Origin of the sequence: Streptomyces sp. NBC_01314 (genome assembly GCF_041435215.1) — a bacterium.
GTDB lineage: Bacteria > Actinomycetota > Actinomycetes > Streptomycetales > Streptomycetaceae > Streptomyces.
On the sequence record NZ_CP108394.1, the window covers coordinates 3,977,377 to 4,000,083 of the forward strand.

A 22,707-nucleotide genomic window follows, 5' to 3' on the forward strand; every position below is an offset into this window, starting at 1 on the left:
GAAGCGGTCACGGAACGTGGGGACACGGGAGGACGAGACATGGCGTGGCTGCTGGTTGTCGTGGCGGGACTTCTTGAGACCGGATTCGCCGTCTGTCTGAAGCTCTCGCACGGGTTCACCAGACTCTGGCCCACGGTCGCCTTCTGCGTCTTCGCGCTCGGCAGCTTCGGGCTGCTGACCCTCTCGCTGAAGAAGCTCGACGTCGGCCCCGCCTACGCCGTCTGGACGGGCATCGGCGCGGCCGGCACCGCGATCTACGGAATGATCTTCCTCGGCGACATCGTGTCGACTCTGAAGATCGTCTCGATCAGCCTGGTGATCGTGGGGGTCGTGGGCCTGCAACTGTCGGGCTCGACGAACTAGTTCACGCCCCTCCCCTCCGGCTGCAGATGGTTGAGGGGCCGGCTGAGCTGGCGGGGCAACGCGGTCCGCACGAGATCCGTCACCCCGCCCTCACCCGGCGGTGCCGCCACGCAGGACAGGGCGAGCCGCACGGCGAGTTCGCAGGAACGGGCCAGTTCCACCGTGTCCGGCTTGGGGATGCCGGGCGCGGACAGCACGGCGACGGCCCGCTCGCGCACCAGGGCCACGAAGTCGGCGGGCGCGGGTAACGGTCCGTCCGCGCGGCGCTGCGCGGGCACCACGGAGGACGAGGGCACCGCCGAGAGCGTCGGCGAGGGCAGCCGCTCGCTCCAGCAGCCGGTCAGCATGGCCCGGACCAGTGCGTTGTTCCGGGAGGCCGTCACGGTCCACTCGGCGGTCGCGGCCAGCCGGTCCCGGTTGTCAGCTGGGGTGGCCAGCGCCCGGTCGACGCCCGCCAGGTAGCCGTCCGCTTCCCTCCGGACCAGGGCCCTGGCGAGCCCGTCCTTACTGCCGAACTCGTTGTACAACGTCTGACGTGACACTCCGGCCACCGCCGCCACGTCCACCATGCGCACGGCGGACCACGGCCGGCGCACCAGCGCCGTGTAAGCGGCGTCCAACAAGGATTCCCGCGCTGCAGGCATCATCGCCTCCCTAAAAAAAGCGAGCGGGCGGCTCTGGCCCTCAGATTTGACGCGCATCAAGTCACTGTCAAGGGTTCGCGGCGGCCCCCAAGGGCGCACACCGGCCAATGTGCGCGGCACACTGCGACCCCACCCCGACGACGCCCGGCCGCCCGGCCGCCCGCCACGCAGTGACGCGACACCACTCATGTGCCCACGACCACGGGGGACATTCGCACCGCCACCCCTCCACACCTGCGGGCACCGCCCGTACCCAGCCGACGGACTCCGCCCGTACCCGACTGCGGCACCGCCCCTACCCGACTGCGGGCACCGCCCGTACCCGACTGCGGGCACCGCCCCTACCCGACTGCGGGCAGTCGTGCCGCTGGGGCGGCACGGGTGGGCGCGGCGGCACCCGGCGAACGCCGGTGAGCGAAACCCACCCCCGCCCAGCCGAAGCCGCCTGGCGCCCACCCGTCCCCGCCCGGCCCCGGTGCCCCCACCGACCCCCGGCCCCCTGTAGCCCCGTACCGACCTCGACAGATACCGTTCGCCACATGGCCGACTACCTCGACGACCTCCGCTTCGCCCACGTCCTCGCGGACGCCGCCGACGCGACCACCATGGCCCGCTTCAAGGCCCTCGACCTGAAGGTCGAGACGAAGCCGGACATGACGCCGGTGACAGAGGCCGACAAGGCCACCGAGGAACTCATCCGCGGCCAACTCCAGCGCGCCCGCCCCCGAGACGCGATCCTCGGCGAGGAGTTCGGCCTCGCCGGCACCGGCCCCCGCCGCTGGGTGATCGACCCGATCGACGGCACCAAGAACTACGTCCGTGGCGTCCCCGTCTGGGCCACCCTGATCTCCCTGATGGAGGCGGCCGAGGGCGGCTACCAGCCCGTCGTCGGTGTCGTCTCCGCCCCCGCTCTGGGCCGCCGCTGGTGGGCCGCCAAGGGCCACGGTGCCTTCACCGGCCGCAGCCTCAGCTCGGCCTCCCGCCTGCGCGTCTCCGGCGTCTCCGAGCTGTCGGACGCCTCCTTCGCGTACTCCTCCCTCAACGGCTGGGAGGAGCGCGGCAGCCTCAACGGCTTCCTGGACCTGACCCGCGAGGTGTGGCGCACGCGCGCGTACGGCGACTTCTGGCCGTACATGCTGGTCGCCGAGGGCGCGGTGGACATCTGCGCCGAACCCGAGCTCTCCCTCTGGGACATGGCCGCCAACGCGATCATCGTCACCGAGTCGGGCGGCAGTTTCACCGGTCTCGACGGCCGCCCCGGCCCGCACAGCGGCAACGCGGCAGCCTCGAACGGCCTGCTCCACGACGAGTTGCTGGGTTACCTGAACCACCGCTACTGACCGGCCCCGCCGTCTACTTCCGCCTCCTCACGTCCCCTTCCGATGCGTACGGGGCTTCGGAGTGATCCCGGGGCGCCCCGAACTGACCACGCACGCCCTCTTGTTGACCTCCGCTTTACCTGCCACATTGAGAGTCCCCCGCTTGTGAACTTGTGCAGTGCTCAATTGGCGCCTCCGGCGCCGGGCCTGAACTCGCCGTCACCGGGGTGCCCTAGGAGGTGGCTGAACTCCATGCTCGTCCGCGACGCCATGAGCACCGTGGTCCTCACCATCGGCCCCGATCACACCCTCCGGCAGGCCGCCGCCCTGATGTCGGCCCGTCGGATCGGCGCGGCCGTGGTCCTCGACCCGGACGCCGGCGGACTCGGGATACTGACCGAACGCGACGTCCTCAACTCCGTCGGCCTGGGCCAGAGCCCCGACGCCGAGCGGGCCCACGCCCACACCACCACCGACGTCGTGTTCGCCACGCCGTCCTGGACCCTGGAGGAAGCGGCCCGCGCCATGACCCACGGCGGCTTCCGCCACCTGATCGTCCTCGACGAGGGTGCCCCCATAGGCATCGTCTCGGTCCGCGACATCATCCGCTGCTGGGCCCCGGCCAGACAGCACGCGACGGCCTAGTCGACCCCGGACGCACGAACGGGCCGGGACCTCGAACGAGATCCCGGCCCGTCCCCAACGACAAGCGGTCCAACCCCGGTCGGCCGCACAAGGCCTGGACGGCGGCCTCCAGGCGCTTGCCGAAGCCTTCGCAATCGCGCTCGATCCTACATTGGACTAAATCCAAGTCAAGCCAAGCTCCAAAGTCAAACCTGTTCGGAAACTGTTCTCTCATGCTGTTAGGCTGACCGGTATGAGCGACCTTCTGGAGCGGCTGCGCGGACGCGGATGGCGCATGACCGCGCAGCGACGCGTCGTGGCCGAGGTCCTCGACGGCGAACACGTCCATCTGACGGCCGACGAGGTGCACACGCGCGCTGTCGCCAAGCTGCCCGAGATCTCCCGGGCGACCGTCTACAACACCCTGGGTGAACTGGTCATCCTCGGTGAGGTGCTCGAGGTCGCCACGGACAAGCGGGCCAAGCGGTACGACCCCAACGCGCACCGCCCGCACCACCATCTGGTCTGCGCCCGGTGCGGAACGATCCGGGACGTCCACCCCACCGGGAACCCTCTCGCCGACCTCCCCACCTCCGAGCGCTTCGGCTTCACCGTCTCGGACGTGGAGGTCACCTACCGAGGCCTCTGCCCGACCTGCACGACGACCTAGCCCCACGGCACACGACAAAGCCCCCGGCGACAGAACCACCGGGGGCTTCTCGCTGCCCGTCATGACAACCGACCGATACATCGCCACAGCGACACACGACACACCTAGGGCCCGGAACCTGATCGGTTCCGGGCCCTAGGTCTTCAGTAGCGGGGACAGGATTTGAACCTGCGACCTCTGGGTTATGAGCCCAGCGAGCTACCGAGCTGCTCCACCCCGCGTCGACAAACTGAACACTACGTGACGGCCACCGACCAGCGCAAATCCGTGAGGAGCCACCCGACCGCGGCGGACACGCGCCCAACTCTCACCCCTGCGGACAGCCACCTCCCGCGAGCCCACCCGCCCCCAGCCGGCCCGTCCCGGCCCACCCCAGCCTGCTCGTCGTCCCTGCGGGCAATCGTGCCGCCGGGGCGGCCCGAGTGGGCACGGCGGCACCCGGCAAGCGCCGGTGAGCGAGACCACCCCCGCCCAGCCCCAGTACCGGGCACCCTCGCGCCTCCGGGCCCCGCACCGCTGGAGCACAACCAACGGCCGCCCGAAACCCTTACGCCGACAGCTCGTCCCGCAGCGCATCCCGCAGCCGCGCCGCCCGCTCCGCGACCTCCGCCGGCCCGAGCGCGACGGCCCGATCGGCCCACCGCTTGCCCTCCACCAGCTCCCCCCGACGCGCGTAGACGAGAGCAAGCCGCAAAGCCGCCCGCCCGTGCCCCGCGTCGGCGGCCCGGGCCCACCACAACGCGGCCTCCGGCTCACTTCCCTCACGGGCGAGCAGGAGCCCCAGATTGAACGCCCCGTTCCGCGACCCGGACTCCGCCGCGACCCGGTACCACCGAGCGGCCTCCACGACGTCCCCCCGCCCCGCGGCCAGCATCCCGACCCGTACCTGCGCCCGCCGATGCCCCTGCGACGCGGCCCTCTCGTACCACTCCTCGCACTCGTTCTTCTCCCGCACCGGCTCCCCCAGCTCATGCGCGGGCGCGGGCGGCCGACGCGCGTCGAGCACCGCGGCCAGCCGGTACGCGGCCTCCGCGCTGCCCCCACCGGCGGCACGCCGAAGATGCCGCTCGGCGGCCCGCTCGTCGCCGTCCCGCAGCCGCGCGATGGCGACCTGGAGCGCCGCCTCGGTGTGCCCGGCGGCAGCCGCCCGCTCGTACCAGACGAGCGCCTTCACGTCGTTGCCCCGCCCGGCGAACAGGATGCCCAGGTTGAAGGCGGCGTCCACGCTGCCGGCCTCCGCGGCCTTGGAGAACCACGGCTCGGCCCCGGACGCGTCACCGACCTGCAGCAACAGGATGGCCAGCGCGTTCGCCGCCTCCCGATGCCCGGCGTACGCCGCCCGCCGGTACCACTGCTCGGCCTGAGCGGTCCGCCCCTGCTCGGCGCAGAGCAGCCCGAGGTTGTACGCCCCGTTGACGTCACCGGCGTCCATCGCGGCCCGGTACCACCGCTCGGCGGTCTGCGTCTCGCCGCGCTCGGCGTGCAGCGCGCCCAGCGCGTTCGCCGCGTTGCCGTCGCCGTCCTGGGCGGCCCGCAGCCACCACACGGCCGCGCTCTCGGTGTCGCCCGCGTCCCGGAGCAGGAACCCGAGCGCGCACGCGGCGCGCGGCTCGCCGTCCTTGGCGGAGGTCAGGTACCAGCGCCCGGCCTCCTTGAGCTCTCCGCGTCGCTCCAGGATCGCCCCGAGGTGCAGAGCGGCACGCCGGTGGCCGCGTGCGGCGGCCTGGCGGTACCACTGCTCGGCCTCCTCCGCGGCGGCCCCCCCGACACCGTTGTCGACACCGGGCTCCCCCGTCCGCACGGCGGCACGGCCTCCCCGTAGGACGGGACGGCCCTCGCGGGCGGGCTGACGGCCCGCGCTCTCGATCTCGAGCGCCGCGCGAGCGATCTTGCGCCCCTCGCGCACGGCCGCGCGCTCCTCCTGCTCGGCGAGCCGGCCGAGCGCCCTCGCGAGCCGGTACGCGGCCTCGCGGTGGCCTCGCTCAGCGGCGACCCGCATCCATCGCTCGGCAGCGGCGTCGCCGCGGTGCTCCAGCAGGTCGGCGAGGGCGTACGCGCCCAGTGCGTGCCCCTGCTCGGCGGACTGGCGCAGCCAGTACTCGGCGGCCGGTTCGTCACCGCGCTCGCGGTGATGCCGGCCGAGCGCGTGCGCGGCCGCGGCGGAACCGGCGACGGCCGCGATCCGCCACCAGCCGGCGGCGTCGTCGGCGTACCCGCGCTGATGCAGCAGGACACCCAGGTTGTTGGCGGCCGCCCGGTCCCCGGCGGCGGTGGCGCCCCGCAGATAGGGCTCGGCTCCGTCGAGGTCGCCCCGGCGCAGCAGCATGGCTCCGAGGACGCTCATCGCCTCGGCGTCGCCGGCTTCGGCGGCGAGCCGCTGACGCGCCTCCTCTACGGCGTCCCCCGTCTCGTCCTCGTCCACCGCCTGCACGGACTCGGCCGACGAAACGGACTCGGCGGGCAGCACAAAGTCGGCAGGCTGCGCAAACCGCCCTGTCTCCAACAGAGTTGCCTTGTCCCCCATAACGTCCATCGTCGCACCACCTGCAACCTGGGTACACCTGGTATACCGCAGCCATTGAGGTCACTACAGCGTTTTGTCGACATGCCCACAGAGCGACAAGTCAAACACAGATTTCTCCGCCATCCCAGACAACACGTCGAAGGCCCGGATCCTTTAGAGGATCCGGGCCTTCGACTTCAGTAGCGGGGACAGGATTTGAACCTGCGACCTCTGGGTTATGAGCCCAGCGAGCTACCGAGCTGCTCCACCCCGCGCCGTTGTGTTCAAACCGTACCACGGTGCGGAGTGGAGCTTTGCATCAGTCGCTTCCGGAGCCTCCGTCGCCGCTCTTGTCGCTGTCCTCACTGCCGCTGCCGCCGGTCCCGTCGGCCTTGGACTGCGCGTCCTCGGCCCGCTTCAGCGCGTCCTCCAGGTCCTGTTGGGCCCGGCCGTACGCCTCCCAGTCGCTGTCCTTGAGCGCCTGCTGGCCCTCTTCGAACGCCTTCTGGGCTTCCCCCAGGGCCTGTTGGACCGTCGGATCGCCGGACTTCGGCGGCTCGTCGGTGCCCTCGTCGCCGTCGTCCACCGGTGGTTCGGTGGGCGGACCCTCGGTCTCGAACACCTTGTTGAGCGCCGCGTCGAGGGTGTCCTCGAAGGCGGTGTTGCCGCCGTAGGTGACCAGGACCTTGCGCAGCAGCGGGTACTTGAGTCCGCCGCCTCGCACGTAGACGGGCTCCACGTAGAGCAGTCCACCGTCGAGCGGGACCGTCAGGAGGTTGCCGTACTCGACCTGCGAGTCACCTCTCTTGAGGAGGCTGATGGTCTCGGCGATGTCCTGTTCGGAGTTGAACTGGCTCTGGACCTGTTTGGGTCCGTCGATCGGTTCGCTGGTCGGCAGTTTCAGAATTCTGATCTTGCCGTAGTCCTTGGTGCCCGCCTCGGCGTTGACCGACACGAAGGCGCTGAGGTTGTCCCGGCCGTTCGGTGTGAGCGTCGTGGTCAGCGAGAACGCCTGTGCCGTCTGGCCCGGCAGCTTCATGCTCAGGTAGTACGGCGGCACCGCGTTGCCCGACGTGTTGGTCGGGTCGTCCGGGACCTGCCACACCTCGCTGCCGCTGAGGAACGTCTCGGCGTCCTTCACGTGGTAGCGGGTCAGCAACTCGCGCTGGACCTTGAACAGGTCCTGCGGGTACCGCAGATGGGCCAGGAGCGAGTCGGAGATGTCCTCCTTCGGCTCCACCGTGCCCGGGAAGGCCTTCATCCAGGTCTTCAGGACCGGGTCCTGGGTGTCCCACTGGAAGAGCTTGACCTCGCCGGTGTACGCGTCGACGGTCGCCTTCACCGAGTTGCGGATGTAGTTGACCTGGTTCTGCTGGGCCACCACCGCGCGCTGGCTGTTGTCCGCGGTCAGCGAGTCGGCTGTCGTGTCGCCCAGGGTGGTGCGGGAGGCGTACGGGTAGCCGTTGGTGGTGGTGTACGCGTCGACGATCCACTGGATCTTGCCGTCGACGACGGCCGGGTAGGCGTCACCGTCGATGGTCAGCCAGGGGGCGACCGCCTCGACTCGCTCCTTGGGCGTGCGGTTGTACAGGATCCGCGAACCCTCGCCGATGGCTCCGGAGTAGAGGATCTGCGGCTCGTTGAACGCCACCGCGTAGGCGGCCCGGTTGACCGGGCTGGAGAGGTTGATCCCGCTGTTGCCCTTGTAGCTGGTGGTCTTCTCACCGCTGTCGTCGGAGTAGTCGATCTCGTCCTGGGGCCCGCCGACGATCGAGTACTGGGTGGTCTTCTCGCCGTAGTAGACCCGCTGCTGGTACTTGCCGAGGTCGCCCTTGGACGGCAGGTCGGACTCCGTGAACACCGGGCGGCCGCCTGAGGTGGCCTCGGTGCCCTTGGCGGCGACCACACCGTAGCCGTGGGTGTAGCGGAAGTGGTCGTTGATCCAGTTGTTCTTCGGGATGCCGGCCAGGTTCAGCTCGCGCAGACCGATGACCGTGTCCTGCTCCGCGCCGTCCTCACCGCTGTAGCGGTCGACGTCCAGGTTCGTGGGGAACGCGTAGTAGTTCCTCATCTGCTGGAGCTGCTGGAACGTCGGCGAGACGATGTTCGGGTCGAGCATGCGGATGCTGGCCGTGGTGTCCGCGTCCGCGCGGAGCTTGGCCTTGTCCGTCGTCTCGCTCACACCCGAGTACTCCTCGACCTCGGTCCCGTCGATGCCGTAGGCCTGCCGGGTCGCCGACAGGTTCTTCTCGACGTACGGCGCTTCCTTGGCCTGCTCGTTCGGCTGGACCTGGAACTTCTGGACGATCGCCGGGTACAGCCCGCCGATGAGGATCGCGGAGAGCACCATCAGGCCGAAGCCGATGACGGGCAGCTGCCAGGTGCGCCGCCAGATGGTGGCGAAGAACAGCAGCGCGCAGATGACGGCGATGCAGAACAGGATCGTCTTGGCCGGCAGATACGCGTTCGCGTCGACGTACCTGAGGCCCGTCCAGTTGCCCGTCGCCTTGAAGTCACTGGACTTCACCGCGAGCCCGTACCGGTCGAGCCAGTACGCGACCGCCTTCAGGGCGACGAAGATACCGAGGAGCACCGACAGATGCCCGGTGGCCGCGGCTGTGGCACGCGCGCCCGGGGAGGTGACCCTGAGGCCGCCGTACAGGTAGTGCGTGAGCGCTGCGGCGATCACCGAGAGCACCGCTGCGGCGAAGCCGAAGCCGAGCAGGAAGCGGTACCAGGGCAGATCGAAGGCGTAGAAGGAGACGTCCAGGTCGAACTGGGGGTCCTTCTGGCCGAACGACACTCCGTTGACCCACATCAGCCACGTGCGCCACTGCCCGGAGGCGGAGGCGCCGGCGATGAGGCCCACCAGGGAGGTGATCCCGAGGAGCAGCCACTTCTTGTAGGGCGCGATGCCCATGCGGTATCTGTCGAGGCTCTGCTGCTCCATCGACATGGCGCTCAGCGGTGGCCGCAGCCGGTGCGCCAGCCAGATGTTGAAGCCGACCGAGGCCGACATGAGCACACCGAAGACGAAGAAGAGCCCGATCTTCGTCCAGAGTGTGGTGGTGAAGACGGACGAATACTTCACCGACCGGTACCAGAGCCAGTCCGTCCAGAATCCCGCGAACATGACGAACGCCATGCCGAGGACGGCAAGGACGCCCAACGTCATGAGCAGCGTCCGGACACGTCGGGACGGTCGGCCCACTCTGATCCTCGGCCCCGTCGGGCCTCCGCCGCGGTCCGGCATCTGGAAAGCCAAGGTGCGCACCTCGAAGTTCGCTGTCGATACGTCAGGCCCGCGTCTACGGACCCTCCAGCGGGCCCCGTGATCGCAGGGGCCTCACCTATGCAACTTACTCACGCTTTACTCGGTTCCCGCTTCGGGGAACGAACGAGGCAGGATTGTGACCATGTCCAACACTCCCATGGCAGCGAACCCCCTCACCCGGGCCGTGCTCGAGATCGACGAGTACACCTCGGGCCTCGGCTGGGACCAGCCCGCTCGCCTCTTCGCCCTAGTGGATACCGCGCGTCTGCGGTCCCAGGAACCCGCCCTCGCGGCCCAGCTAGGCCTGCAGAACGAGTCCGAGACCGTCGGTCTCACCCCGATCGAGCAGGACGAGATCCCCGCAGGCAAAGCCCTGGACGAGTTCCTCGGCACCATCGCCTGGCCCGACGCGGTGGTCGGCTGCGCGCTGACCGTGGAGCGGCTGATGCTGCCGCCGTCCGCCGAGGCGTCCGTCCCCGAGAACCTCGACGGGGCCCGCCTCGCCCAGTGGGTCGCCTCCCACCCGGACCGCCAGGAGGTCCGTATGACGGTCGCCGTCCTCCGTGACGGCTCTCGCGACGCGGCCGTGCGCCTGCGCGAGAAGGACACCCCGACCGAGGTCCTCACCGGCCCCGAACTGGTACCGGGCCTGGCGGAGGCCCTGTCCGCGACCTTCGTGGACTGATCCTGCGGCTGTACGGCGGTGGGGGCGCCCCGGTCCTCGGGAGCGCCCCCACGCGCGCGTACACGTCCGTCCCCGTCAGCCCTTGGTGGTGCACTTCGACAGGTCGGCGGTGTCGCCGGAGCGGATGTCCTCCAGGGCGCCGAGCGCGTCCTCGATGGTGCCCACCTTGACGAGGGTGAGTCCGTCGGGGGTGTCCTTGGCGGCCGCGGCGCAGTTGTCCTTGGGCGTCAGGAAGTACTCGGCGCCCTTGTTCCGCGCGCCGACCGTCTTCATCTCGATGCCGCCGATGGGCCCGACCTTGCCCTCGTCGTCGATCGTGCCGGTGCCGGCGACGAACTTGCCGCCCGTGAGCTTGCCCGGCGTGAGCTTGTCGTAGATGCCGAGGGCGAACATCAGTCCGGCACTCGGGCCGCCGACGTCGGCGAGCTTGATGTCGATGGTGAACGGGAACGTGTGGTCGGTTCCGGCGGAGATGCCGACGATCGCCCGCTCCTCGCCCGTGTCGTCGGACTTGGCCGTGGTGATCGTGACCTTCTCGGTCTCGGTCGCCGTCCTGTTCGCCTTCTCGGCGGCGGCCTGCGCCTTGGCGGGCACGATGACGAAGTCGACGTCCTCGCCCGGCTTGTGCTTGGTGACCAGCTTCGCGACGTCCTCGGGCGCCTTGATCGCCGTACCGTCGACGGACTTGATCACGTCACCGGCGTGCAGCTTGCCCTCGGCCGGGGAGTCCTTGAGGACGGTGGAGACGATCACCCAGGACTTCACCGGGATGTCCAGCTCTTCCAGGGCCGCGACCTTGGCGCTCTCCTGGGACTGGCTGAACTCCTCGGCGTTCTCCTGGGTCGACTGCTCCTCGGTCTTGCCGTCCGGGTACAGCGTGTCGTGCGGCACGACCTTGTTGTCGTGTGCCAGCCAGCCGTACACGGCCTCGACGAGGTTCATCCGGTAGTCGGCGCTGGTGACGCGGACGGTGGTCATGTTGAGGTGGCCGGTCGTCGCGTACGTCTTGCGCCCGGAGATCTGCAGCACCGGCTCGCCGTCGTGCTCCCCGAGTGTGTTCACCGTCGGCCCCGGCGACAGCTCCGAATAGGGCACGGGAATGATCACACCCGCGCACAGGAGCGCGATCAGCATCAGGGTGGAAGCGAGCATCGTCGCGGTGCGGCGTGGCATGGAACGACAGTACGGGACAGGCCTGTCGGTGCACTGTCGGGGCCGTCCGTCCGGGGCCGGGGGCCCCTGGCCGCCCGCTAGCCGCCGGAGTGGGACCGCTCCATGGCCTCGCGGAAGCGCGAGTAACCCGCGAGCTCGGTGCCGTCCTCGATGCTCCTGCGGTTCCGGCTGACCCAGCCGCCCCACAGTCCGGCACCGATCGCGGCCACAAGCGGAATCAGCAACCAGGCGAGCGCCGCCATGCCGGCCTCCCAACCCCTATCAAACAACCACAACTGACCGATCAGCAGATTATCCGTCCGCTCCGTCAACGCTCGCGCCGGGAGACGGGATACGCAACCGGAACGCGCACGGGCGCATTCCGGTCACGGCTTCAGCAGGCTCCCACCCGCCCTCCCGTCGCCCGACCACCACCCCTCACCGACGGCGCTACGCACCGACCCATTCATCGGTGCCGTCGGAGAACTTCTGATGCTTCCAGATGGGCGCTTCGTGCTTCAGATCGTCGATCAGTTTGCGGCACGCCTCGAAGGCCTCACCCCGGTGCGGACATGACACGGCGACCACCACGGCCAGGTCCCCGACCTTCAGGTTTCCCACCCGGTGCACGGCCGCGAGCGCCCGCACCGGATAGTCGGCGACCACCTTTTCCGCGATCCGCCGCATCTCGGCCTCGGCCGTCGGGTGACACGAATAGCCGAGCTCGTCGACATCGGCTCCCCCGTCGTGGTTCCGCACGGTCCCCACGAACAGGGCGGTCCCCCCGGCCGCGTCGTCCCCGACCGCTTGGAGCACCTCATCGACGGAGAGCGCCGTCTCTCGAATCCCGATCAGCTTGACGGGCTCCTCGGCCCCCTGCTCACCAGGATGATCATCATTCACAGCCATACCCCCATCGTGCCCCACCCGGCGGCGGGACGTTGAAATCCGCCTGTCGTAGCCGCGGGCAGTCGGGCCGCTGGGGCGGTGGGGGCACCTCCCGCTCGAGCGAAGCCGAGAGTGGGGGAGGGTGGGCGCAGCGGCACCCAGTCGGCGCCGGTAGGCGAAACCCCGTCCCACCCAGCAAGGGACGCGCCGCTCAGCGCCGCCCCCGAGCCTTCCGGGCGCGCCGCACCAGCGCCGCCGTACCCAGCAGCGCGACCGTGGCTCCCGCGGCACCCGCGGCGGTCGCGTCCTTGCGCCCCAGCCGCCGCCCGGCCACGGTGTGCCGTCCGGCGACCTCCTCCAGCAGCTCCGCGAGCACTTCCTCGTTCGTCCACAGCGGCCGCCACCCGGCGTCGTGCAGGCGGCTCCCGCTCACGACCCACGGATACATCGTGTACGCCAGATCCCCGGCGGGCGACGGCGTCAACCCGATCCGGTGGAGCCGGGCAGCGGCCCCGAGAGCGACCGCGGAAGGCAGCTCCATGCGCCGGATCCCACTGAGCTCCTCGACCTCCTCCTGCTCCAGCCACCCCTCGCACCCGACGGCCAGTTCCCCGTCGACCTTCTCCAGCACGGCGTACTCCAGCGCACCGCACAGATCCTCGACGTGACAGAACTGCCAGGCGGGCCGCGACCCGGCCACCACCAGCAGCCGAGGCGACTCGAAGTACCTGGTCAGCGCCGTGTCCGTCCCTCCGACGAGGGTCGCCGGGCGTACGACGGTGACATTGAGGCCCGGATGGGCGCGTGGCGCCCGGCGCGCGAGCCGCTCGATCTCCAGCAGGTCACCGACCCCGGTGGCCTCGGCGGTCGCCCGCAGCTCGGCGTCCTCCGAGAGCGGCAGCTCGTTGTCGGGCAGCGCCCCGTAGACCATCGCCGAGGTGCACAGCACGACCCGGTGCACCCCGGCCGCGGCGGCAGCCGTGAGCACGGTCTGCGTGCCGCGCACGTTGTACGCGCTGCGTGCCGCCGAGTCCGTGCCCAGGTCGAGGTCGACGGCGAGGTGCACCACGACGTCCGCCCCGCGCAGCTTCTCGGCGATCGCCGGGTCCCGCACGTCCAGGATGTGCCACGTGGCGGCCGCGCACTCGCCGCGCCGCTCGTCGATGGCGATGACCTGCCGGATCTCGTCGGACTCGGCGAGCCGCTCGGTGAGCAGCGCTCCTACGCCGGACGCGGCACCGGTGACCGCGACGACGGGCCCGCGCGCGGCGGGAGTGGTTGAGTGGTTTCGCGCTGCGCGAACCTGTGGATCTGGGGAACTCACCGGGCGTCTCCAGCGGTTGTCTTCAGTACGAACGCGGGTGACGCGTACGTACCAGGTGGCATCCATCCTGCCGCAGGCCTTCGGTCGGCGGCGCACCGAGGCCTTAACCCGCCGTGGTGTCTACGCTGGGTGGTGTTCGGGCAGCCGTGCCGTCGGAGAAAACCGATGGCCCTATCAGCCGAGGAATCCCGTGAGTGACACCCCATTCGGATTCGGCCTTCCGCCGGAGGAGCCGGACGACGGCGACGAGGGCAAGAAGAAGGACCAGGAGAGCGGTGGTGGTCAGGGACCGGCCAACCCGTTCGGCTTCGGGTTCCCCGGAGCCGGCGGCCCCGGGGCCGACAATCCGTTCGCCGCGATGTTCGGTTCCATGAACCCCAACGACCTGGGCGCCGCCTTCCAACAGTTGGGTCAGATGCTCTCGTACGAGGGCGGCCCGGTGAACTGGGACATGGCCAAGCAGATCGCCCGCCAGACGGTCTCCCAGGGGACCGCCGACGGCACGAAGGACGTGAGCATCGGCCCCGCGGAGCGCACCGCCGTCGAGGAGGCCGTCCGCCTGGCCGACCTGTGGCTCGACGACGTGACGTCCCTGCCGTCCGGCGCGGGCTCCGCCGTGGCGTGGAGCCGCGCGGAGTGGGTGGAAGCCACCCTGCCCGCCTGGAAGGAACTCGTCGACCCGGTGGCCGAGCGGGTCGGCGGCGCCATGGGCGACATCCTGCCGGAGGAGATGCAGGCCATGGCCGGCCCGCTGATCGGCATGATGAAGTCGATGGGCGGCGCCATGTTCGGCCAGCAGATCGGGCAGGCCGTGGGCGTGCTCGCGGGCGAGGTCGTCGGCTCCACCGACGTCGGCCTGCCGCTCGGCCCGGCCGGCAAGGCCGCGCTGCTGCCGCTGAACATGGAGGCGTTCGGCAAGGACCTGGGCATCGGCAAGGACGAGGTGCGGCTCTACCTGGCCCTGCGCGAGGCCGCCCACCAGCGCCTCTTCGCCCATGTGCCCTGGCTGCGCTCGCACCTGTTCGGCGCGGTCGAGGGCTACGCGCGCGGGATCAAGGTCGACACGGCCAAGCTGGAGGACGTGGTCGGCCAGTTCGACCCGCAGAACCCGGAGGAGCTGCAGCAGGCGCTCCAGCAGGGCATGTTCCAGCCTGAGGACACTCCGGCGCAGAAGGCCGCCCTGGCCCGTCTGGAGACCGCCCTGGCGCTGGTGGAGGGCTGGGTGGACGCGGTGGTGCACGCCGCCGCGAAACCGCGCCTCGCGTCCGCGGACGCGCTGCGCGAGACGCTGCGCCGTCGCCGCGCCACGGGCGGCCCGGCCGAGCAGACCTTCGCGACTCTGATCGGCCTGGAGCTGCGCCCCCGCCGTCTGCGCGACGCCTCCCGCCTGTGGGCGTCCCTCACGGACGCGCGCGGTGTCGATGGTCGCGACGCCCTGTGGGCCCATCCCGACATGCTGCCGACCGCGTCGGACCTGGACGACCCGGACGGCTTCGTCCACCGCGAGCAACTGGACTTCTCCGAGCTGGACAAAATGCTCGGCGAGGCCGCGGGCGGCTCCACCGAGAAGCCGAACCTCAAGAAGACCGATCCGACGCCGGACCCCACGAAAAAGGACGACGACACCGAGTGAGCCTGCACGACGACACGGTCCTCGTACTGAAGAGCTACGAGGACCAGGCCGAGCTGCGCCAGGCGTACCTCGACCACCTGGCGGCGCACCAGGACGGCATGTGGAAGGCGTGCGGCGCCGGGCACATCACGGCGAGCGGCCTGGTGATCGACCCCGAGCGCGGCCGCGTACTGCTCACTCTCCACAGGAAGCTGCACATGTGGCTCCAGATGGGTGGCCACTGCGAGCCCGAGGACACCACCCTCTCGGGCTCCGCCCTCCGCGAGGCCACGGAGGAGTCCGGCATCACCGGTCTGACGCTCCTGCCGGACGGCCCGGTCCGCCTCGACCGCCATCACACTCCGTGCGCCTGGCACCTCGACGTCCAGTACGCGGCCCTCGCCCCCGTCGACGCCGTCGAAGCGATCAGCGATGAGTCCCTCGACCTGCGCTGGTTCGCGTACGACGAGGTCGCGACGGTGGCCGACGACTCGGTGGTACGCCTGCTGGACGCCACCCGAGCAAGGCTCTGACCTCGCTCTTTCGCGTGAAGCCCGCGGTCTCACGGTGTGCTGCCGACGGGCTGTGGGAAGGCCCCCACCGGGGGGACGAATGCGGTAAGGGGCGTCCGCAATGGCGGACGCCCCTTACCTCTGTGCCCACTGATCAGTTGCGGCTGCCTCCGAGCGAGTTTCCGCTCAGGCCGCCGCCGCCCATGCCGAACTGTCCGAGCACCCCGGACGTACGCAGGTGCTGCGGTGGCAGCAGCTCGCTCGGCTGCACCAGGACGTGTCCTTGGCCTCCGAAGTGCATCTCCCAACCCTCACCGGTGGAGCCCCTGCGGCGCCACACGGCGGAGGTCGAGGTCGGTGCCTGGAGCTGGGTACGCAGCGAGGTGGACCAGGCGATGACGGCGTCCGAGTCGACGCAGATGTTCTTCTCGGGCGTCACTTCCAGAGCCAGCGGGGGACCCGAGGTCATCAGGACGACCTTGCCGCCACCGGACAGCTCCAGGTTGTACGCCCCGGCCGAGGCCACCTCGACGGCGCTGTCCACGGCGACGATGCCGACGTTGAGAGAGCCGTCGAAGGCGAGGACGGCGGAGGAATCGACGGTGATGCCTCTGCCGACCTCCATGATGTGCAGGTACTGCGCGAAGTTGGCGAGATACACGATCCCGTTGCCCTTGCAGCGCATGAGTTCGAGCCGCTCGCCGGTCATCCGCTCGGCGTTGCGCCAGCCGCGGTTGCGGTACTGGCTGTCGAAGTCGACCTGCCCCTCGAAGGCGACCATGGCGCCCTGGCGGGCCAGGACGGGGCTGCTGCCGATGGTGACGTCGGTCTTGAGCAGCTGTGGGTTCTGCAGTGTGTAGCGCTCGGTGTGGTTCACCGGGATGTGCGCGAAGAGTGTGCTGTGCATGGTGTGGTGTTCTCCTCTCGGCCCCGGTCAGCCACGGATCTTGAAACGGTCGCCGGTGTCCTCGCTGGGCTGGACGACCACGAAGCCCCGCCCCTTGAAACCGATCTGGAAAGCCTCGCCGCTGCCCCGGCCGATGAGCGCACTGGCCTTGATGGTGCGGCGGGCCTTCATGTCGAGGCCGTCGGTCCAGGCGATCAGCGCGTCCGGGTCGACGTACGTCTCCCGTTCGGCGCAGTCGAGGGAGATCGGCACGCCCCGGCTGACCAGGGCGACCCATCCGGTGCCACGGATCACGAGGTTGGTGAGGCCCGAGCCGGAGAGCTTGGCCAGGCCCTTGACCGGCTCGATGGCGAGCTGGAGCGAGGCGTCGCAGGCCAGCAGGGTGGGGCCGTTGACGGACAGCGCCTCGTTGTTCAGGTGGAGGATGAGGACGTCACCGCCGTAGTCGGCGAGGTACAGGTCCCCGTCGCCCCGGCAGAGCATGAGCTTGCCGCCCTCGCCGCTGACCATCTCCTCCGCGCTGCGCCGCAGCGTGGCGGGCGGGCCGTCGAACTGTACGTAGCCGTCGTACGCGATCATCGAGCCGGCCTTGGCCAGAAGGTCCTGACCGCTGACCATGGTGACCTTGAGCGTCTTGGAGCTGTGCACGCTCATGCGGACGCCGGTGGAGGTGGAGCGGTGCGCGTTGAGTGTCTGGAGGTCCATGCTCTGCCTCACACCTCGAAGGGCTGGACGACGACGAAGTTGCCGGGAGCACCGCGGAACTGGAGGTTGACGGCCTCCTGGGTCTGTCGGGCGTACCCGGAGCGGCGCAGCCTCAGCGAGGTCGTGGTGACGGCCTGCGCGCCGGCGGACCAGGCGATGACGGCGTTGCCGTCGACGTAGGTGGCCGGGCCGACCGGCAGGACGACGGGAAGGCCGCGCGTCTTGACGACGACCGCTCCCGTGCCGGAGAAGAGCATGCTGAACAGGCCGCCGCCGGGCAGGCCCGCGCCCTCGATACGGCGGATCTCGGTGTCCAGCGCCTCGTCGAAGGCGAGGACTCCGCGCGCGCTGGTGTAGAGCTGCTCGTTCTCCAGGCGGATGACGAAGAGGTGGCTGCCCTCGTCCGCGAGGAACACCTCACCGTCTCCGGAGCAGCGCATCAGGGCCATGCCCTGGCCGGTCAGCTGGCCCGTCAACTTGCCGAGCAGGCCGGAACCCTTGTGGGCGAAGTCGATGTCGCCCTGGTAGGCGACCATGCTGCCCTGCTTGGCCAGGATGTTGGCGCCCTTGGTGAGCGTCGTCCGCACCAGCTGCGGGTTCTGCTCGGTCCAGCGGTCTCCGACGGGTGCCTCGGAGTACTTCGTCAGAACGACCCGCAGCCCCGCCTCCGGCGGCACCGGAGCGAGCTGCGTGCCGCCGCCGAAGGGCTGAGCCTGCCCCGGGAAGGCGCCGGGAGCGCCGGGGGGTGAGAAGGGGCCGCCTTGCGGAGCTGCCCCAGGAGGCGTGAAGGGCCCACCCTGTGGCGGCGCACCGGGCGGGGTGAAGGGGCCACCCTGCGGGGGCGCGGCCGGGGGCGGAACCGTGCCACCGGGCGGCGTGTGCAGGGGCGCGGCGATGGTCGGCGCGGAGTGCACGGAGGGGGAGGGCGCCGGGGGCGCGAATCCCTGCGTGGGCGCCGGGGCCGGTGCGGGCACCGGGGCCCCGGGGGCACCGAACGCGGGCGGGGCGAAGCCGGGCGAGGCGTCGGCCTGCGGCTGCTGCGGTGCGGCGGCGGGCTCCTCCTCGGCGACCTCGCCGCCGAAGTTCTTCAGCAGCGCGTCGAGGCCGCCGTCGAAGCCCTGTCCCACGGCCGCGAACCGCCACACGTCCTTCAGGTAGAAGTCGCCCAGCATCACGGCACGCTCGGTGGAGAACTCCGAGCCGTCGAACGGGTACCGGGCCACCTCCTCGCCACCCGCGACGATACGGACGTAACCGGGTGCGACCTGCGACATCTGGCCGTTGCCGTCGATCGTCGCCGTGAAGGACAGCTTCTGGATCCGGGGCGGGATCTTGTCGAGAGTGACGCGGAAGGACTCCGTGTCACCCGACTGGGCACCCAGGAGCTGGATCGACTCCTCGGGTGACTTCGGCTGGTTGAAGAAGATGAAGTAGCGGTCGTCCGAAAGACGTTCGTCGGCGTCCAGACCGAAGCAGCTGATGTCGAAGGTCAGCCCGGGGCCGGAGATCTGTACACCTACGTACAGGTCCGTACCCGCGGTGAGGTCACTGATCTTGGCCTTGTGGCCGCGTTGGAATTCCCTGGCCATACGTAACGACCGTCCCCCATCCCGAAAGTGCGTGCGCCTGCGAATGCGTCGCGCCAGGCTAACCGCAAAGTCCTGGGACGCACGAGGCTGGTACAGAGCCGGTACATAAGCGCGACTTCGGTCATGGGCGCCACAAACGCACACACGCGCGCGGGACACCCGTCCCGCATCAGTCGTTCTCGGGCCGATGTCCGGGCCCCGCCTTCAGGGCGCAGGCCGCGAACCGTGTGCCGCTGGGCGGCCGCGTGGTGGTGTCACTCGTCCTGGGCGACCGGGAGATGCGGCAGCCGGTCGGCGGCGACCACCCCTTCGAGGTAACCACGCGCACGCTCGGTGCGCGGATAGGCCTCCAGCAGCTGCCAGAAACGGGGCCCATGACCTGGTACGAGCAGGTGTGCGAGTTCGTGGAGGAGAACGTAGTCGACGACGTACTCGGGCATGCCCTGCAGCCGGTGCGAGAGGCGGATGCTGCCCTCGGCGGGGGTGCACGAGCCCCAGCGGGTGTTCTGGTTGGTGACCCAGCGGACCGACGTGGGCCGGGCGCGACCGCCGAAGTACTGGTCCGACAGCCGGGCGGCACGCTCCGCCAGTTCGGTGTCGCCGAGGCGCCGTTTGCTTTCCTGCGCGGCCAGCTTGTCGAGCATGACGGTCACCCAGCGCTGCTCCTCCGCCTCGGACATCCGAGCGGGGATGAGCACGACGGTGCGATCGCCCTCGCGGTACGCGGAGACCGTTCTGCGCCGTCGCGCGCTCCTACGGACCTCGATCGCGCTCGCCCGCGAGCCGCTTGGCGGCTGGCTCGTCGTGCTGCGCTGTGGCTTTCCGGCGCGGTGCAGGGGGTCGGCGGGCACGCCCCGACGTTACCCGCTGCACACGGGGGAAGTCCCGTCTCCGGGACGGTTCGATATCGATCCGCACTCCGAGCGCCTGATTTGTACTACGGATGCCGTCGCCTGTGGACAACTCTCGACAGACGTCGTCGCGGTCCGTGCATGCTGGCACTCGTCGGCGGACCAGGCACTCGCACCGTCGACACACGGGGACCTATCTCTGGCTACGGGGGCCGATCATGCATCCGATGGTGAAGCCCGCGCTCCGGCGCGGCTGGCGGGATCTCAACACCGTGCAGTTCGGTCTGGCACCGGCACACGCCATGGTGCTGGGCCCGATGGACACGACGACAGGCAGTTTTCTCGCCTTGCTCGACGGCACGCGAGGGCTGCCGCTCCTGCGCGACGAGGGACGCCGTATGGGCCTGCCGGACGGTCATGTGGACGGCCTCGTGGACCGCCTCTCGCGCTCCGGTCTGCTGGACGACGCGACGGGCGGCGGTCCGGCCGCGGACGACCTGCGCGCCAAGCCCGAGGTCCTGGACCGGCTGCGCCCGGACGCCGCCGCCCTTTCGCTGATCGCACCCGTGCCGGGCGACGCCATGCGGCGTCTGGCCGCCCGCCGGTCACTGAGAGTGCAGGTACGGGGCGCGGGCCGGGTGGGGGCGGTGCTCGCCTCCTTGCTCTCGGCGGCCGGCGTCGGCGAGGTCGACGTACGCGATGTCGGCCGGGTCGAGCCGTGGGACGTGACGCCTGGCGGTCTGCCGGCCGAGTCGATCGGTGAGCGCAGGGACATGGCGGCACGCCGAGCCGCCCGCCACTCGGCACCCGATCGCCCGCCCCGCCGCCGCCGTGGACCCCGGCAGCCCGCGGCCCCGTCCGAGGACAGGCCGATGGACCGTCTCCGCGAGGAGCCCGGCTTCTCGCTGGTGATCCTCGCCCCACGCGACGGTGTCGACGTTCACGCCCCCAAGCCCGGGGCCGCCGAGCCGCTCGTCGCCTCGGGCACACCACACCTCTACGCCGGGGTGGTGGAAGGGACGGGCGTGGTCGGCCCCCTGGTTCTGCCCGGTGAGACGGGCTGCGCGGGCTGCCTGGACCAGAGCCGTGCCGACCGGGACGAGACCTGGCCGCGGCTGGTCGCCCAGTGGAGGTCCGGTCGGCCGCACCGGCTCGAGGCCTGCGATCTCACCCTGGCCACGACCGTCTCCGGGCTGGCCGCCGGGCATGCGCTCGCGTTCCTCGACGGGCAGATGCCGTCCAGCGTCGGCGCCCGCTGGGAGGTCTCGGTACCGGGGTTCGACTGGCACCCGCGCCCGGTGTGGCCCCACCCCGCGTGTTCCTGCACAGCCGCGGAAAAAGCTGGCACCGGAAAAGGTAACGGGGAACACACCCCAAAGGACGGGGAGTCGCACGAGACAATGGCAGGGCAACAGCGGTCAACGAGGTTGTCCCGCAAGGCACACGCGGCACGGCCTGCTGGGACTTGGAGGGCGCATGTCTGATCTTCCCCGCAAGGCGGTCACCCGGACCGCCAAGCTCGCCGCGCTTCCGCTCGGCATCGCAGGCCGGGCCACCTGGGGACTCGGCAAGCGGATCGTCGGCGAGTCGGCGGAGCTGGTGGGCCGCGAACTCCAGCAGCGAACGGCGGAGCAACTGTTCAAGGTCCTGGGCGAGCTGAAGGGCGGCGCGATGAAGTTCGGGCAGGCCCTGTCCGTCTTCGAGGCGGCGCTCCCCGAGGAGGTCGCGGGCCCCTACCGCGCGGCCCTGACGAAGCTCCAGGACGCCGCGCCCCCGATGCCGACCCGCACGGTGCACTCCGTACTGGAGGAACGCATCGGAAAGGACTGGCAGAAGCTGTTTCTGGAGTTCGAGGAGAAGCCGGCCGCCGCGGCCTCGATCGGCCAGGTGCACCGCGCGGTGTGGCACGACGGCCGCGTGGTCGCGGTGAAGGTGCAGTACCCGGGCGCGGGCGAGGCCCTGCTCTCCGACCTCGGCCAACTCAGCCGGTTCGCTCGTCTGCTGGGCCCGTTGATCCCCGGGATGGACATCAAGCCGCTCATCGCGGAGCTGCGGGACCGTGTCTCCGAAGAGCTCGACTACGGCCTGGAGGCCCAGGCCCAGCAGGCGCACGCGGAGGAGTTCGCGGGCGACCCGGACGTCGTGGTCCCGGCCGTGGTGCACCAGTGCGATCAGGTGCTGGTGACCGAGTGGATGGAGGGTACCCCTCTCTCCGAGGTGATCACCGACGGCTCTCAGGAGCAGCGCGACCGGGCGGGCCAGCTACTGACCCGCTTCCTCTTCTCGGGCCCGGCCCGCACCGGCCTCCTGCACGCCGACCCGCATCCGGGCAACTTCCGCCTCTTGCCGGACGAGAAGCGCGGCTGGCGTCTCGGCGTCCTCGACTTCGGCACGGTGGACCGCCTGCCGGGCGGTCTGCCGGCCCCCATCGGCGAGGCTCTGCGGCTGACGATCGAGGGCGAGGCCGAGGCCGTCTACGAGATGCTCCGCTCAGAGGGGTTCGTGAAGGAGTCGATAGACCTGGACCCGGACGCGGTCCTGGACTATCTGCGTCCCATCATCGAACCGGTCCGCGCCGACGAGTTCTCCTTCGCCCGCGGCTGGATGCGCAGCCAGGCCGCCCGTATCGCCGACCCACGCTCCCCTGCCCACCAGTTGGGCAAGCAACTGAACCTGCCCCCGTCCTACTTCCTCATCCACCGGGTGACGCTGAGCACCATCGGCGTCCTGTGCCAACTCGGCGCGACGGTCCGCATGCGCGACGAACTGGAGGAGTGGCTGCCGGGCTTCCTGTCCGAGGAGCAGGAGGGCGAGTCGGCCGCGGAGGCGTGACCGCTCCGAGCGACGCCGAGGGTCACCACCAGGCCGAGTCCAGCCTGCCCTCGATCGCTCGCAGGTTCTCCCGGGCGCAGGTGTCGCAGAAGTAGTGCCGTCCGCCGTTCTCCACGGAACAGATCCACAGGGGCTGGGGGGCTTCGGCGATGGTGCCGCACCGGGCGCACACGAGGGTCTGGGGTTCTGCGGCGGAGCCACCGTTGTCGCCGTCCCCGGAAAGACTCGTCACTCGGCGACGATATCGCCGCGG

Annotated in this window: 21 protein-coding genes and 2 tRNA genes; 9 read left to right on the top strand and 14 right to left on the bottom strand. The window is 70.4% G+C overall.

What is annotated here, in order from left to right; all coding sequences use genetic code 11:
- The first annotated feature begins 39 nt into the window (after positions 1-39).
- Complete coding sequence (locus OG622_RS17355; RefSeq protein ID WP_371576990.1) at positions 40-363, top strand: multidrug efflux SMR transporter; 324 nt, start codon at positions 40-42, stop codon at positions 361-363.
- Here OG622_RS17355 and OG622_RS17360 read toward each other — a convergent pair.
- Positions 360-1,007 carry a TetR/AcrR family transcriptional regulator gene (locus tag OG622_RS17360; RefSeq protein ID WP_371576991.1) on the bottom strand — a complete coding sequence of 216 codons (648 nt, stop codon included), beginning with the start codon at positions 1,005-1,007 and terminating at the stop codon, positions 360-362. The two genes, OG622_RS17355 and OG622_RS17360, sit on opposite strands and share 4 nt — an antisense overlap.
- A 539-nt stretch (positions 1,008-1,546) precedes the next feature.
- Between OG622_RS17360 and hisN the strand changes: the two genes are divergently transcribed.
- The 3 genes from hisN to OG622_RS17375 all read left to right on the top strand — a co-directional run bounded on the left by hisN (position 1,547) and on the right by OG622_RS17375 (position 3,620).
- The gene (gene hisN / locus OG622_RS17365; protein WP_371576993.1) at positions 1,547-2,347 is read left to right on the top strand and encodes a histidinol-phosphatase; all 801 of its coding nucleotides are present in this window, start codon (positions 1,547-1,549) and stop codon (positions 2,345-2,347) included.
- A gap of 231 nt (positions 2,348-2,578) precedes the next feature.
- The gene (locus OG622_RS17370) at positions 2,579-2,971 is read left to right on the top strand and encodes a cyclic nucleotide-binding/CBS domain-containing protein (RefSeq protein WP_371576994.1); all 393 of its coding nucleotides are present in this window, start codon (positions 2,579-2,581) and stop codon (positions 2,969-2,971) included.
- A 232-nt stretch (positions 2,972-3,203) separates the two neighbouring features.
- Positions 3,204-3,620 carry a Fur family transcriptional regulator gene (locus OG622_RS17375; RefSeq protein WP_371576996.1) on the top strand — a complete coding sequence of 139 codons (417 nt, stop codon included), beginning with the start codon at positions 3,204-3,206 and terminating at the stop codon, positions 3,618-3,620.
- Positions 3,621-3,767: 147 nt separating this feature from the next.
- Here the strand turns inward: OG622_RS17375 and OG622_RS17380 are convergent.
- The 4 genes from OG622_RS17380 to OG622_RS17395 all read right to left on the bottom strand — a co-directional run bounded on the left by OG622_RS17380 (position 3,768) and on the right by OG622_RS17395 (position 9,376).
- Positions 3,768-3,841 (bottom strand) — tRNA-Met (locus OG622_RS17380).
- A gap of 326 nt (positions 3,842-4,167) precedes the next feature.
- Positions 4,168-6,153, bottom strand: a complete 1,986-nt coding sequence (locus tag OG622_RS17385) for a sel1 repeat family protein (protein WP_371576998.1) — start codon at positions 6,151-6,153, stop codon at positions 4,168-4,170.
- A gap of 171 nt (positions 6,154-6,324) precedes the next feature.
- Positions 6,325-6,398: transfer RNA gene (locus OG622_RS17390), tRNA-Met, on the bottom strand.
- 44 nt (positions 6,399-6,442) lie between these two features.
- Complete coding sequence (locus OG622_RS17395) at positions 6,443-9,376, bottom strand: UPF0182 family protein (protein ID WP_371584122.1); 2,934 nt, start codon at positions 9,374-9,376, stop codon at positions 6,443-6,445.
- Positions 9,377-9,539: 163 nt separating this feature from the next.
- Here OG622_RS17395 and OG622_RS17400 point away from each other — a divergent pair, with 163 nt between their 5' ends.
- Entirely contained in the window at positions 9,540-10,082 is a 543-nt protein-coding gene (locus tag OG622_RS17400; RefSeq protein WP_371577000.1) for a PPA1309 family protein, read from the top strand.
- Positions 10,083-10,157: 75 nt separating this feature from the next.
- Here OG622_RS17400 and OG622_RS17405 read toward each other — a convergent pair whose 3' ends face one another.
- The 4 genes from OG622_RS17405 to OG622_RS17420 form a co-directional block, all read right to left on the bottom strand.
- A complete protein-coding gene (locus OG622_RS17405; protein ID WP_371577001.1) occupies positions 10,158-11,255 on the bottom strand; it encodes a PDZ domain-containing protein in 1,098 nt (365 codons plus the stop codon).
- A gap of 77 nt (positions 11,256-11,332) precedes the next feature.
- Entirely contained in the window at positions 11,333-11,497 is a 165-nt protein-coding gene (locus OG622_RS17410) for a hypothetical protein (protein ID WP_371577002.1), read from the bottom strand.
- Between the two features lie 187 nt (positions 11,498-11,684).
- The gene (locus OG622_RS17415) at positions 11,685-12,143 is read right to left on the bottom strand and encodes a molybdenum cofactor biosynthesis protein MoaE (protein ID WP_371577004.1); all 459 of its coding nucleotides are present in this window, start codon (positions 12,141-12,143) and stop codon (positions 11,685-11,687) included.
- Positions 12,144-12,333: 190 nt separating this feature from the next.
- On the bottom strand, positions 12,334-13,446 hold the full coding sequence (locus OG622_RS17420) for an SDR family oxidoreductase (RefSeq protein WP_371577006.1): 1,113 nt from the start codon (positions 13,444-13,446) through the stop codon (positions 12,334-12,336).
- Positions 13,447-13,636: 190 nt separating this feature from the next.
- On the opposite strand from OG622_RS17420, the gene OG622_RS17425 reads away from it, so the two are divergent.
- Both OG622_RS17425 and OG622_RS17430 read left to right on the top strand, forming a co-directional pair.
- Positions 13,637-15,079: a zinc-dependent metalloprotease gene (locus OG622_RS17425; RefSeq protein ID WP_371577007.1), complete on the top strand. Its 1,443-nt coding sequence runs from the start codon at positions 13,637-13,639 to the stop codon at positions 15,077-15,079.
- Entirely contained in the window at positions 15,076-15,591 is a 516-nt protein-coding gene (locus tag OG622_RS17430) for an NUDIX hydrolase (RefSeq protein ID WP_371577008.1), read from the top strand. The genes OG622_RS17425 and OG622_RS17430 overlap by 4 nt, the downstream gene beginning before the upstream one ends.
- A gap of 133 nt (positions 15,592-15,724) precedes the next feature.
- On the opposite strand, the gene OG622_RS17435 is transcribed toward OG622_RS17430, so the two are convergent.
- The 4 genes from OG622_RS17435 to OG622_RS17450 form a co-directional block, all read right to left on the bottom strand.
- Positions 15,725-16,477 (bottom strand): AIM24 family protein, encoded by a 753-nt coding sequence (locus OG622_RS17435; protein ID WP_371577010.1) that lies wholly within the window; start codon positions 16,475-16,477, stop codon positions 15,725-15,727.
- A gap of 27 nt (positions 16,478-16,504) precedes the next feature.
- Positions 16,505-17,182: an AIM24 family protein gene (locus tag OG622_RS17440; RefSeq protein ID WP_371577012.1), complete on the bottom strand. Its 678-nt coding sequence runs from the start codon at positions 17,180-17,182 to the stop codon at positions 16,505-16,507.
- A gap of 8 nt (positions 17,183-17,190) precedes the next feature.
- A complete protein-coding gene (locus OG622_RS17445; protein ID WP_371577014.1) occupies positions 17,191-18,771 on the bottom strand; it encodes a TerD family protein in 1,581 nt (526 codons plus the stop codon).
- 254 nt (positions 18,772-19,025) lie between these two features.
- Entirely contained in the window at positions 19,026-19,622 is a 597-nt protein-coding gene (locus tag OG622_RS17450) for a M48 family metallopeptidase (RefSeq protein ID WP_371577015.1), read from the bottom strand.
- 218 nt (positions 19,623-19,840) lie between these two features.
- On the opposite strand from OG622_RS17450, the gene OG622_RS17455 reads away from it, so the two are divergent.
- Entirely contained in the window at positions 19,841-21,106 is a 1,266-nt protein-coding gene (locus tag OG622_RS17455; RefSeq protein WP_371577017.1) for a TOMM precursor leader peptide-binding protein, read from the top strand.
- Positions 21,099-22,454: an ABC1 kinase family protein gene (locus tag OG622_RS17460; protein ID WP_371577019.1), complete on the top strand. Its 1,356-nt coding sequence runs from the start codon at positions 21,099-21,101 to the stop codon at positions 22,452-22,454. The genes OG622_RS17455 and OG622_RS17460 overlap by 8 nt, the downstream gene beginning before the upstream one ends.
- Positions 22,455-22,476: 22 nt before the next feature.
- Here OG622_RS17460 and OG622_RS17465 read toward each other — a convergent pair whose 3' ends face one another.
- Positions 22,477-22,686 (bottom strand): hypothetical protein, encoded by a 210-nt coding sequence (locus tag OG622_RS17465; protein WP_371577020.1) that lies wholly within the window; start codon positions 22,684-22,686, stop codon positions 22,477-22,479.
- Positions 22,687-22,707: the final 21 nt, after the last annotated feature.